The 13,093-nt window shown below is 52.7% G+C and carries 11 protein-coding genes; 5 read left to right on the plus strand and 6 right to left on the minus strand.

Annotated features, from left to right (window positions below; genetic code table 11):
• Positions 1–55 precede the first annotated feature (55 nt).
• From KXU80_RS05605 to KXU80_RS05615, 3 genes are all read right to left on the minus strand, one after another.
• Complete coding sequence (locus KXU80_RS05605) at positions 56–1,618, minus strand: catalase (RefSeq protein ID WP_219837276.1); 1,563 nt, start codon at positions 1,616–1,618, stop codon at positions 56–58.
• A gap of 103 nt (positions 1,619–1,721) precedes the next feature.
• Positions 1,722–2,495, minus strand: coding sequence for a DeoR/GlpR family DNA-binding transcription regulator (locus KXU80_RS05610; RefSeq protein WP_219838888.1), 774 nt, complete (start codon positions 2,493–2,495; stop codon positions 1,722–1,724).
• A 379-nt stretch (positions 2,496–2,874) separates the two neighbouring features.
• Positions 2,875–3,717, minus strand: a complete 843-nt coding sequence (locus tag KXU80_RS05615; protein ID WP_219837277.1) for an oxidoreductase — start codon at positions 3,715–3,717, stop codon at positions 2,875–2,877.
• 412 nt (positions 3,718–4,129) lie between these two features.
• On the opposite strand from KXU80_RS05615, the gene KXU80_RS05620 reads away from it, so the two are divergent.
• Positions 4,130–4,738 (plus strand): YjgB family protein, encoded by a 609-nt coding sequence (locus KXU80_RS05620; protein ID WP_219837278.1) that lies wholly within the window; start codon positions 4,130–4,132, stop codon positions 4,736–4,738.
• Positions 4,739–4,784: 46 nt separating this feature from the next.
• Here the strand turns inward: KXU80_RS05620 and KXU80_RS05625 are convergent, their stop codons facing one another.
• Positions 4,785–6,233, minus strand: a complete 1,449-nt coding sequence (locus tag KXU80_RS05625; protein ID WP_308858193.1) for an aminotransferase-like domain-containing protein — start codon at positions 6,231–6,233, stop codon at positions 4,785–4,787.
• Positions 6,234–6,366: 133 nt separating this feature from the next.
• On the opposite strand from KXU80_RS05625, the gene KXU80_RS05630 reads away from it, so the two are divergent.
• The 4 genes from KXU80_RS05630 to KXU80_RS27880 all read left to right on the plus strand — a co-directional run bounded on the left by KXU80_RS05630 (position 6,367) and on the right by KXU80_RS27880 (position 11,416).
• Positions 6,367–6,972 (plus strand): LysE/ArgO family amino acid transporter, encoded by a 606-nt coding sequence (locus tag KXU80_RS05630; RefSeq protein WP_219837280.1) that lies wholly within the window; start codon positions 6,367–6,369, stop codon positions 6,970–6,972.
• 108 nt (positions 6,973–7,080) lie between these two features.
• Positions 7,081–7,599, plus strand: a complete 519-nt coding sequence (gene msrA, locus KXU80_RS05635) for a peptide-methionine (S)-S-oxide reductase MsrA (protein WP_219837281.1) — start codon at positions 7,081–7,083, stop codon at positions 7,597–7,599.
• Between the two features lie 404 nt (positions 7,600–8,003).
• Positions 8,004–11,285 carry a fibronectin type III domain-containing protein gene (locus KXU80_RS27875; RefSeq protein ID WP_258171269.1) on the plus strand — a complete coding sequence of 1,094 codons (3,282 nt, stop codon included), beginning with the start codon at positions 8,004–8,006 and terminating at the stop codon, positions 11,283–11,285.
• Between the two features lie 8 nt (positions 11,286–11,293).
• Positions 11,294–11,416: a hypothetical protein gene (locus KXU80_RS27880; RefSeq protein ID WP_258171270.1), complete on the plus strand. Its 123-nt coding sequence runs from the start codon at positions 11,294–11,296 to the stop codon at positions 11,414–11,416.
• Between the two features lie 170 nt (positions 11,417–11,586).
• Here the strand turns inward: KXU80_RS27880 and KXU80_RS05655 are convergent, their stop codons facing one another.
• Together KXU80_RS05655 and KXU80_RS05660 are read right to left on the minus strand one after the other, a co-directional pair.
• Positions 11,587–12,420, minus strand: coding sequence for a hypothetical protein (locus tag KXU80_RS05655; RefSeq protein WP_219837282.1), 834 nt, complete (start codon positions 12,418–12,420; stop codon positions 11,587–11,589).
• Complete coding sequence (locus tag KXU80_RS05660) at positions 12,401–12,952, minus strand: RNA polymerase sigma factor (protein ID WP_219837283.1); 552 nt, start codon at positions 12,950–12,952, stop codon at positions 12,401–12,403. Before KXU80_RS05660 ends, KXU80_RS05655 begins: the two co-directional genes overlap by 20 nt.
• Between the last annotated feature and the right edge of the window lie 141 nt (positions 12,953–13,093).

Below are 13,093 nucleotides of genomic sequence, written 5' to 3' on the forward strand. Positions count from 1 at the left end.
CCATAAGAAAAAGCGCCTCGGGCGGGTCTAGGCGCTCCATTCATGGTCCAACTGCTTAATAGGCGTCTGTCGAGCGGCCTGCATGCTCGGCCACCTCAGCACCTTCGCGAAGCGCATCGGAACCGAGATGACTTGGATCAGCGGAGGCCTTGCTCAAGCCGTCTCTGACCCTTGCTCCATAATCAGGGTCGGCTTTGGAGAAGTGCTCGATCATTTTTTCCTGGATGATGGGATGGCATACTTTCAACGCGCCGACCAAATTGCCGATGAGCTCATTGCGTTCCCAATCCTCGAATTTCCGGTATGTCTCCCCGGCTTGCTTGTAATCATTCGTCCGGTCAATCGCTTGTCGAACAAGCTTGGCGTTGTAAGAAGGCTGATGATCCTTGCCGCTAGGCACAGCTTCCTTCAGCCCGTCCAAGGACGACGGTTCATAGTCCACATGCGGGTTTTGACCTGGGGCTTTGTCCACGCGGTAGGCCATTTGGCCATCGCGCTGGTTCGTGGCCACTCTGGACTTCGGCGAATTGATCGGCAGCTGCAAGTAGTTTGTGCCTACGCGGTAGCGCTGCGTGTCGGAGTAAGAGAACGTGCGACCCTGCAGCATTTTGTCATCGGAGAAATCCAGCCCATCGACCAGCACCCCCGTGCCGAATGCCGATTGCTCCACTTCCGCGAAGAAATTATCCGGGTTCTTATTGAGCACCATTTTGCCCACCGGCAGAAACGGCCATTTCTCATGATCCCACAGCTTGGTATCATCCAGCGGATCAAAATCGAGCTCGGCGTGTTCATCATCGCTCATCATTTGAATGCACAGCTCCCATTCCGGGTACTCGCCGCGCTCAATCGCCTCATAGAGATCCTGCGTAGCATGACTAATTGATTTGGCCTGAATGGCGTTGGCTTCTTCCTGGGTCAGGTTTTTGATACCCTGCTTAGGCTCCCAATGGTACTTGATCAATACGGCTTGCCCGTCGCTTTTCACCCATTTATACGTATTCACCCCGGAACCTTGCATTTGCCGATAGTTGGCGGGGATTCCCCACGGCGAGAAAATGAACGTAATCATGTGCAGCGCTTCCGGGCTGTTGCTGACAAAATCAAACATCCCCTCGGGATTCTGCAAATTATTGACGGGATCCGGTCGGAACGCGTGAATCATGTCCGGAAATTTGATCGGATCGCGGATGAAGAAAATTTTGATATTGTTGCCTACCAGATCCCAGTTGCCCTCTTCCGTATAGAATTTGGTTGCAAACCCGCGCGGATCACGGAATGTCTCCGGCGAGTGCCCGCCATGTACAACCGTAGAAAACCGGACAAAAACAGGCGTTTGCTTACCGGCTTCCTGAAAAAGCTTAGCTCGCGTATACGTAGACACTGGCTTGTCGCCTACTTTGCCGTAGGCTTCAAAATATCCGTGCGCACCTGCGCCCCGGGCATGAACGACACGCTGCGGGACGCGTTCCCGGTCGAAATGGGACAGCTTCTCGATGTAATGATAGTTTTCCAGCGTGGAAGGCCCTCGGCTGCCGACGGTTCTAATGTTTTGATTGTCTGAGATTGGATGACCTTGCCTGTTCGTCAGGGTCATTTCATTATCATTATTTTCCATGAATGGATCACACAGCCTTTCATTCGCATGGCTGTACTTTGTGTCACTTGCATCGAATTTATTCGGGTGAGGAAGCGGGGATGGCGGACCGCTCGCTGTAAGGTTAGCTGTTCTCCGTCTGCGCCACGATGACTTGAACGCCAAGCGCACGTATCCGTTCAATCGCTTCGGGGTCGGCATCCTCATCCGTAATGAGCAAGTCAAGATCCTCGATAGGGCCGACCTTCGCAAAGCCGTCGTTTCCAAGCGAGTGATGCGTGGTAATCCCGATTCGACGGCGAGAAACGGCAGAGACCGAACGCCCGAAGGCGGCAACTTCCGGAGTAGCCACGAATATTCCCTCTTCTGATACGCCTCCTCCAGTCGCGAAGCTGATATCAAATTTGAATTGGCGAACGAATTCATTCGCGAGCGAATCCGTGATATTGCCGGACGGCTTGATCCGACCGCCGATAAAGTACGTATCGATCCATTCCCGTTCACGCAGCTCTTCAGCAACCCTCATACTGTTGGTAACGATTGTCAGCGGCATGTGATCCGGCAAAAGAGCTAACAACACGTAAGAAATCGAACCACTCCCGATAAAAACGGTATCATGCTCGCGGATATACGAAACGGCTGCTTTAGCAACTGCTCGGCCCTGCGGTGAACCGTCGCCGTACCGCGTCTCAGGCGATTGGGGAGCTTGTCGAACCTTCATAGCCGGAATCGCGCCGCCATGAGTTTTTTTGAGCAGCCCCTTTTCCTCCATAATGGTCAAATCTCTGCGAATGGAATCAATGGACAGCATGAATTTTTCTGCCAGATCCTTGGCTAATACGCGCTGTTCTTGGTGAAGCAGCGTAAGAATTTTCTGACGGCGTTCTTCGGCAAACAGGTTGGCGTTTTCTTGCGACATGCGAATCCCTCCTGATTGATCATCTTCTTTCGTCTTATTTCCATTATATTCATGAATTCGCATTTTATCAAGTGAATTAGTTCATCTATATTCATTTTATTTCATGAATATTCATTATTTAACTAGAAGTGCCGCACATAACGGAATATCTGTATTTCTATTCGAATACGACTTAACCGCCAGAAAATCAAAGAACCAGCGAGCTCTCCTCAATTTTGTAGCGGGCATGCAAAAAAGCCCAACCGGATAACGCCAGTTGAGATTGGATTAAAGTATGCGCTCATACCGGAAAGAACGGCAATGAAACTAACATTTTTTAAATAAAGCTATAACCGGGTGATTGCGGCACATTCACCTTCTAGGCATCTTCGTAATCCGTCATCGTAATGACATCGTGCCACTCATCGATTTCCCGCTCGAAATTAGCTGTTTTCTCTCTGAATTTAGCAATCGTATCTTTACCGAGCGGCAGATGAACGGGCGGTTTATCGGCAGCGGCTATCTTCAGGATGGCTTCGGCCAGCTTCGTGGGATTTCCGCGTTGGTGCTGGTTGAGTTGTGCCGCCATGCCTCGGACCTCGCCGACGGTCGATTCATAATCGTAAATCACGCGGCCTGAACGGTTTAACGAAGACGAGTCTAGAAAATCGGTACGGAAAAAGCCCGGCGCGACAACGGTTGCATGAATCCCGAGGGGCGCGAGCTCCAGCGCTAACGATTCCGTTAAACCTACCACCGCAAACTTGGTCGCTCCATATATCCCCCATCCGGCAAGGCCGGTCAACCCGCCAAGGGACGAGATATTAATAATATGGCCGAATCCTTGCTTGCGCATATAGGGAAGAACGGCTCTTGTTACATTTAACAAACCGAACACGTTCGTATCGAAGTTTTCCCGCACTTCCTCATCTGTTGCTTCTTCAACTGCACTAAGAAGTCCATAACCGGCATTATTGACCAAGACGTCAATTACACCAAACTGGTCAATCGCTTGCTTGGCGGCTTCTTTCACTTGAAGATCATTCGTAATATCCACGTGCGCGACATACAAACCCTCGGGACTGCCTAATTTGCTGACCAGCACCTCAGGATTGCCGCGAACAGTCGCAAACACGCGGTCCCCAAAAGCCAGCACCGCCTTCACGATTTCCATTCCAAAGCCTCTGGCTGTGCCCGTAATGAACCAAACCTTCTGCTTCATGCTTGTCGTACTCCCTTCACTGTTGGATGTCACTATACTTGCGTTATCTTTCGTTATTTTCCCGTCAATTACTTAAACATATGTCCTACCAACAGCGGATAGACAAATACAACACGACCCCTTTAAATAAAATCGTCATGATGACGCTGCGAATGACAGATGATTTGCTGCATGCTTTTGGCTGATTGCATAAGAGGCTGTTTCAACTCCTGTGCCATGGCAACAGGATAAGATTAGCATTTATTGTAGCCCGAGCGGGTCGTATTATGCATTTCGCCTTACAGCTAGCTTATTAAATTTAAAATTACAATTTATAGGAGTTTGTAACTTTAACTTTTTTGTAACTTTTATCGGCTGAAGATAGTCTATGATTAGGGCAAGAACAAAAATCAAACTAACGAGGTGCATAATCATGACAAATATAAAACAAAAGTCAATTCGCAAGTGGTCCACAATAAGCTTGGCAGCAGCGATCTCCATCGGCGCATTATCGGCCGTAACGCCTGCCCACGCAGCAACCCCTGTAACGGCTAAGCCTTCGCAAGCCGCAGCAGCCGTCGTGAAGGAAAACGGCCCGGCCTATATCAAAAGCATTCTCGCTCTCGCCAAACAAGGCAAAGTACCAAAAACCAAATTCATATCCGGCAAAACGCTTATCTCCGAAGTGCATAAAGTGTGGGGCAAGCCTGAACTTTCCGGCGGCGGCTATGAGACCTATAATTTCGGAATGGGACAAGGCGCATACGCAGTCGGCATTAGCAGCAAGACAGGCGTCATCTTCGATCTCCGTGATTTCGGTCAGAGCATCGACCCTTCCGTGGGTATTAAATCGATGACCTTCAAGTCCGTTATTGCCACTCTCGGCATGCCGAAGGAAGTCAGATTTAACGGCAACGATAAAATCTACCTCTACCCTGCTGGCGATCACCAGCTGAAATTCGTAGGACCGATGACGGCTCCCGCAGGCAAAACGGCTCACATCGACCACATTAACGTATACACGCCGAAAGCCGATAAATAATAATCGTCTCCAAACGCAGCAGCTCCTTCCCATAGGAGCTGCTGTTTTATGATTTGACCAGCAGCATCCTCGCAAGCTCCGCCAACCTGGCAAGCCCCCATTCAAGCTCGCTTAGACTCGCATAGGCATAAGAAATTCGCAAGCAGCCGCCGGCATTTCGATCGTAGATCGAGCCGGGGTTGATGAGAATGCCCTGCTTCAGCGCACGGTCAAACAGCAGCTGCATCGGCAGGTCCACCGTAAACCGAAGCCACACGTAAAAGCCTCCCGCGGGTACGGTCCAGACAGCGATTTCGGAGAAATATTCGTGTAATAGCTGCAGGGTCAAGTCTCTGCGTCGTTTCAGCTGCGCTCTTACATCCGTTAAATGCGTCTCATACATGCCGCTTCCGAGCCATTTGGCCGCAACCCATTGCGAGAGCGAGCTCGAACCGTAATCCTGCTGCATCTTGATGTCAGCCAACCGTTCGATGACAGGCTCGGGGGCGACAACCCAGCCGATGCGGAGGCCCGGACTCAGCGTCTTGGACAAGCTGCCCAAATAGAGCACAAGCGCGTTCGGGTCTCTTGCCTTCAGCGGCAGCGGCGGCGGCGAATCGAACCAGAGCTCCCGGTACACATCATCCTCAATGATTGGCAGCCCCTCATCCGCACAGACTTGCATCAATTGCTGCCGCCTTGGCTCTGTCATCAAGCAACCCGTCGGATTATGGAAAGACGGAACGGTATATAACAGCGACGCGTTATAGCCGCTCCGATATCGGCTGATCAGCTTGGTCTGCAAGCCCTCTTCGTCCATGGGCAGCCCGATGAATTTAATGGCACTCGATTGAAAGACGTGGACGGAATACAAGTAGGAAGGCTTCTCGACCAGTATAGTAGATCCGCGATGCAGCAGACCCGTCGAAATGAGGTGCAGGCCTTGAAGGGCACCGGATACGATCAGGATGTTGGATGCGGATGTCCGAATGCCGATTCCCTTCAAATAGGCAGCTATATTCTGTCGAAGGGTCACATTTCCGGCAGGTTCTTCGTAACCGAGCGTGAACGGATGGCCTGAGCTTTCCTCCAGCATCCGGTTCATTTCTTCCGCAGGCAGCAGCTCAGGCGACAGCTCCCCCGTGCCGAGACGAACGACGCCAGGTTGAAATTCCGCGCGGTTAATAAGCTGGACAGCGGGCTGATTCGGGTAATATGCGCCGGCTTGCGCGTAATCGCTCCAATCCGGCGGCGGCGATGCGGCGATCAGATTCCATGTATGGTTGATAACCTTCGTTCCCCCGCGCGTGTTGCCTGCCAGTAAGCCTTCGGCGATCAATTCGCCGAGCGCGGCGACGATCGTGCTTCGATTCACCTTGAACAGCGCTGCAAGTTCGCGCTGCGAAGGGATTTTCGTGCCTATGGCCCATTCGCCGAGCGAAATTTTGCTGCGCAGAAATTCAGCAATCTGTTTATATAACGGGGTATCGGATGAGGAATCCGGTTTCCATTCCACCTTGGCATCTACTCCTTCCAGCATCACTTTACCATTTTGTTGGGCAGCACACCAACCATTTGGTTGGAGACGAATGCTTGAATCTATTTATACTGGAGAAGATCGACTGCGCACGAGAATGGAGGAAATCGGATTGATGAACGTGGTTCTGCATGGTGTACTGCTCGGATTCGGGCTCATAGTGCCTGTTGGCGCGCAAAATATGTTCGTGTTTAACCAAGGGGCTAACCAATCTTCTTACGCGAAGGCGCTGCCCGTTATCGTTGCGGCGTCTCTCTGCGATACGCTGCTGATTGGTGCTGCGGTGACAGGCGTCTCGCTTGTTGTACTCACCTTCGCTTGGCTGCAGACGGCTCTCTATGGGATCGGATTTATTTTCTTGGCTTATATGGGCCGGGTGCTGTGGAGAAGCAAGACCGCGGGATCCTCTTCCCCGCAAACCTATGGTTCGAGGAAACAGATCCTATTTGCCCTATCCGTATCGCTGCTGAATCCACATGCCATCCTGGATACGATCGGCGTTATCGGTATTAATTCCTTGCGATATGACGGGATGGACAAGTGGGCGTTCACACTGACGCTTATACTCGTATCATGGGTATGGTTCTTCGGAGTCGCATTTGCGGGGCGACAGATCGGGAAGCGCGACCCACATGGACGCTTCCTCTTCATATTGAATCGGATCTCCGCATGTATTATCTGGGGATTAGCCGTCTATATGGGCTTGCAGTTCCTATGATATGCATTCATTAACGGCATGAATGACTTAAGTTAGAGTCTTTGGTTTGAATCGTGTATAATAGACCTGCTTCGTTATTATTCAGGTAAGGAAATGAGGAGAGCATTCATGGAACAAAAAGCAACGTTTGCCGGAGGCTGCTTCTGGTGCATGGTCAGTCCGTTCGAAGAACAGCCGGGTATTCACGGCATTCTATCCGGATACATGGGTGGAACGCTGGAGAATCCGACGTACGAGCAAGTCTATACGGGCGAAACCGGCCATTACGAAGTGGTGCAAATCACGTTCGACCCGGAAGTCTTCCCTTATGAGAAGCTGCTGGAGCTGTATTGGCCGCAGATCGATCCTACGGATGCCGTCGGTCAATACAATGATCGCAAGAGCCAATACCGCGCCGCGATCTTTTATCATAACGAAGAACAACGCCGTCTCGCCGAGGCATCCAAGGAAGAGCTCGCAAGAAGCGGCCGTTTCGATAAACCAATCGTGACGGAGATTAACGAAGCATCTGACTTCTATCCCGCGGAGGAATATCACCAGAATTATCACAGCAAGAATCCGAAATCCTACAAGGAAGATCGGATTGCGTCCGGCCGCGATGCCTTCATCGAGAAGCACTGGAAGTAAGAGATCGGACTGAACAAGGCGAACATCTTTAAAGCACGAGTACATCCTGCACGTATGCATCCCAGCATACGCTGCAGGATTTTTTGCGTCCATTCAGCTCTTCAGTTAACATGTGCCCTCCCCGTTGTCTCTATGCTAGACGCCGCTTCCCTCTCTCTCCATTCCTCCCAGCATGCTGTCGAAAGCACGTCTATTTCAGCCGAATGAAGTCACTTCGTGCGCGGCGAGCAGGAATTCGTAATTATAACAGCCCGCAGACAAGTGATCGGCAGTTGCTGCAGTTTACGGGATTTCTGCCTTATGGCAGGATGAGGACGAAAGGAGGCAGCGCTGAACCTAATGTAACCTGTAAGCAGCCTTGCAAGTCAAGGAAATACAATTTTTGAAATGAGGGATTCATAACGATGAAGACGAAAGTTTCAAAACCCGGAACACTGAAGATGCGCGTGCTCAGCATCGCTGGCGCCATCTCGGTTCTGCTGCCCCTTCTTCCGGCCGCGCCTGCATTCGCAGCGACCTTGAACGTTACCGCTTATGGAGCGAACGGCAGCGATACGGCGGACGATTTAACCGCGATCCAGAATGCCGTCAACGCCGCTTCCAGCGGAGATACGGTCATGCTGCCCGCAGGCACCTACTACTTATCCGGTACTGTTAACGGCAAATCAGGGGTCAAAATCGCCGGCGCCGGACGCGATTCCACGACCGTGAAATTCACGTCTACTTCCGCAACGACCTTCTTCTATCTTCATAATGTCACGAACGCCGAAGTCGCCGATATGACCTTGGACGGCAACAACAGTACGGTCGCGTTGTCGGCGGTGACTTCCGAATCGGGAGACGGCAACAAGATGCGCCATCTTCGGGTCAAGGATCTGGCTGCTTCTTCGGGCTTCGGCCCGTTCGCCCTATATGCAATTGGCTCCATCAATCTGGAAATCTCCGATAATATCGTCACCAACAGCGGCGTCAACTCCGATTGGGGTGCGGGCGTGCGCGCGGGCTGGGGCTCCAGCCATGCGCTCATCGAGAACAACACGATTCAGAACACCGGCCGCGGCGGCATCTTCGTCAATGACGACAGCCCGTATGCCACTGTACGGGGCAACACCATTACGGGTACCGGCAAGAAAATGGAAGGTCTCGGCATCGAGCTTCATACCAACGTTGACTACTCGCTCGTCGAGAACAATAACGTCGACCATTGGATCAGCACGGTGCGCTCCAAATACATTGCGGTCCGCAATAATATCGTGAAGGCTACTGACGGCTCGGTCGGCAACATGGGCCTTGAAGTCATGGTCGACCACGGCATTACGTCGGGCAATACCGTCGACGGCGGACAGCAAGTGGGCATGCAGCAGTCGCCGGGCACGGGCTATCAGCTGTGGAACTATAATACGGTCAAGAATATCGTCATGTGGGGTATGCAGCTGCAGGGAGCTGGCACAGGCTTTACGGAACAGTATCAATATTTCTACAAGAATATATGGCAGAACGGACCTACCGGCAACCCCGCCGCAGCTTACCCGGGCTATGACGGCAATGCGGTACGGATTCACGGCGATACGAAGAACGTCGTCTTCGACAGCAATCAAATTCTAAATAACGGACGCAAGGCCATCGAGATCACGACCGCAACCGGAACCGATCGTCTGAGCTTCATTAACAATACGATTACAGGCAACGGCGGACCTTCGATCGACCAATACCCTGCTTCCGCCGCCGATCTGGAATGGAGCAACAATACGGTCAGCGGGAACGGTACGAATACGCAGCTTACGAGCCGCGGCTTCAGCGATGCCAAGCCCGTCGCGAATTTCACGGCGCCACTCACGGTGCAGCTTGGCCAGCCGGTGACGTTCACCAACACCTCGACCGACAACGGCACGATCGTCGAGACGCTGTGGGATCTCGGCGAGGGAATTCCTGTAACGACCGCCAGCCCGACATATACGTATCAGAAAGCCGGTACGTACCATGTCATTCTTGGCGTATGGGATAACGGCGGCCGCGCAAACGTGAAGGAACAGACGATCACGGTCTTTACAGGACCGCCCGATACGACGGCGCCTTCCGCCCCGGCTAACCTGTCAGCCCCGACGAAATCGAACGTTACGGTCAATCTGACCTGGTCGGCATCGACGGACAATGTCGGCGTCATCGGCTACGATATCTATAAGAACGGCACGTTAGCCGGCTCGACGACAGGTGCAAGCGCAACTGCTTTTACCGTTTCCGGTTTGACGCCAAGCACGGCCTATAGCTTTACGGTCAAGGCGAAGGACGCTTCAGGCAACGTCTCGGCCGCCAGCAATACGCTTAGCATAACGACCGATGCAGGTGATACGCAAGCGCCGACGGCGCCGACCAGCCTGACTTCGCCGGCGAAGACCGATACGAGCGTAAGCTTGTCCTGGTCGGCATCGACGGACAATGTCGGCGTTACCGGCTACAACGTCTACAACGGTTCAACGCTCGCCGGCACGACAACGGGCGTCAGCGCGACTTCGCTGACAATTGCCGGCCTCGCGTCCAATACGGCGTTTACATTCACCGTCAAGGCAAAAGACGCATCCAATAACATTTCCGCAGCCAGCAATGCCGTGACCGTGACGACGGACCCTGCCGCCAACTGGGTGAACTGCGCAGGCGAGAATAATCCGTGCAATTTCACCGGTACGAAGCAGGTTCGCTACGGCGTGCCCGGCAGTTATGTGTACGGCACGTTCACGAATACCGTTATGTGTTCCAATAACGGCTTCGGTACCGATCCCGCAGTCGGGCAATACAAGACTTGCGACGTGAATACGGCTGGCGGCGGCAGCGGCGATACGCAGGCACCAACGGCACCGACCGGCCTAACTTCGCCATCGAAAACAAGCAGCAGCATCAATCTGTCTTGGACGGCTTCAACGGACAATGTCGGCGTTACCGGCTATGACGTCTACATTGGAGGCGCATTGGCGGGCTCGACAACCGGTACAACGACCTTCACGGCGAGCGGCTTGACGGCGAATACCGCCTACTCGTTTACGGTGAAAGCCAAAGACGAAGCAGGCAATCTATCCGCGGCAAGCAGCGCACTTAGCGTGACGACAAATGCAAGCACCGACACGCAAGCGCCAACTGCACCGACCGGTCTAACTTCACCCTCGAAAACAAGCAGCAGCGTCAATCTGTCTTGGACGGCATCGACGGACAATGTCGGCGTTACCGGCTATGACATTTACAACGGCAGCTCGCTTGCCGGCTCGACGACAGGCGCGACGACCTTCACGGTGAACAGCCTCTCAGCAAGCACTGCTTACTCGTTCACGGTGAAAGCCAAGGACGCAGCAGGCAACGTCTCGGCGGCAAGCACCGCGCTCAGCGTGACGACGAATGCGGGCGGAACGCCGACGAACGGCGTTATCGGACAATATTATGCCGGTGATTTTGGGACGCTTGCGCTTACCCAGACCGATCCGGCCATTGACTTCGATTGGGGCGGCGGCAGACCGACGCCGGATGTCCCGGGCGAATGGTTCACGGCTAGATGGACTGGAAAAATACAACCGCAGTACACGGAAACCTATACCTTCTACACGAACACCGATGACGGTGTAAGACTGTGGGTGAACGGCCAGCTTCTGATCAGCAATTGGGTGTCCATGAATGGTGAGCTAAGCGTACAATCTCGTTGACCGGAGGTGTGAAATACAACATCGTCATGGAATATCTCGAGAACGGCGGCAATGCGCATGCGCAGCTCTCCTGGTCCAGCGCTTCTCAGACGAAACAAGTCGTTCCGACTAACCGTCTGTTTACCAGCTAATCATTTACGTTCATTCCGGTTGGGGACATCCGCCCGAAACAAACGTTTCATACGAAAAAGCAGCAGCTCCTTCCTGGAGTGCTGCTTTTTCTGCTGCTCTATGTTCCACAATATGACAGATTGTCACATCTGATTGGATGTTTGTAAATCAACCGATCGGAGGCATTTCGTCACCTTGACTTACGCATAAGCACGCTGCCGAAATCGTCCGGGTCGTCGAACGTTTTGAAGGCGACGATCTCTCCGTTCCCGTTATAAGCCTCGATGCTGTACGGGGACGAAGCAGATAACGGCAATACCACGAACCAGAGCGTCTGACGGTCACCGAATGCTGCGGTCTTTGCAGTGTAAGCACCGGCATTAGGCCCGCCGACCGTAATGATTACACGCGTTACGGACGGATTCGAGAACTGTCCGAATACAATCGGGAAAGGCCCGTTTACACCTTCAAACTTTGGCATGCTCATGTAGTTCAGTGCCGGATCCGTATTCGACATGTCCGATAAGCCGTAGCCTCCGCCCATAACCCATTTCCACCCCAGCCATGATTTGCGTACGAATTCAATCTGCAGATCAGTGCCGTTCTTCTGATAACCACGCTTAATAAAGAGCAGGACGCCGCCGTCGATCGTTTCTTTGTGCACCACCTGCATATGACCTGATTGCCGAAATTTCTGCACGGCCTCTTCCGGCGTTCGACCAATGGGAATGCTCATTGTGCTCGGATAACCTGCGGCGCGAGAATACCGCCAGTCGGCAATTCCGCCCGGCCGATCGTACGCATAGACGAATGCAGCCAGTAAGGCAAGACATGCCAGCACCGCTGCCGACCAGCCGATCCAAGGACGACTCGTTCGCTTGATTGGTTGTCTTTCCTCTATGATGCTTGCTTGTATGATGGCAATTCGCTGCTGTGAAGGGACCCGTTCCTCGTGAAAAGGACGTCCGCGAAGCCGTGCCGACAGTCCGTCTGCGTTTAACATCTCATCTGTTCTCCGTCTCATGCAGATCCGCCTCCTTCAATAGCTTTGCGAGCTTCGCTCTGGCTCGATATAGACGGGATTTCACCGTGCCCTCCGAGATGGCCAGCAAGTCTGCAAGCTCGTTATAAGACATTTCGTAATGCGCATGCAAGATAATCATTTCACGGTGATTCCTCGGCAGGCGAAGCACAGCCGCCCAGATCTCATCCGTCAAGCTTGTGCTCATATAGTCTGATTCCGCGGAAGGCGACCTGCGCGTATCCATGAACAACCCGACGAGCGTAACCTTGCGCAAAAAAGCGGATTTTTTGTAATTAAACGCGGTATTTCGCGCGATTTTGAACAACCAGCTTTTGATCGAGGACTGTCCTCGAAACGTGTCCATACGCCGAATCGCCTGGATAAATGTATCTTGCGCGATATCTTCGGCCAGATGCTCGCGCCGCGTCAGGAAATACGCGTACTGCCACACATCATGCCAATAACGGCGAACGAGTGCATCGACTTCAGGCGGTTCTAGCTTCGTAATATCGTGCAGGTAATCCTCCCCCATACGGCGGCTCCTCCCCTTCCACTCATTAGACAACCGAAATAGCTCCAAAGTTCCCCTATTTCTCAAAAAATGCAACGAAAAAAACCGCGCTCGATATTCAAGCGCGGCTTCCCCTAATGTCATAAAAGATCCATATGCCAA

The organism is Paenibacillus sp. R14(2021) (assembly GCF_019431355.1).
GTDB lineage: Bacteria > Bacillota > Bacilli > Paenibacillales > Paenibacillaceae > Paenibacillus_Z.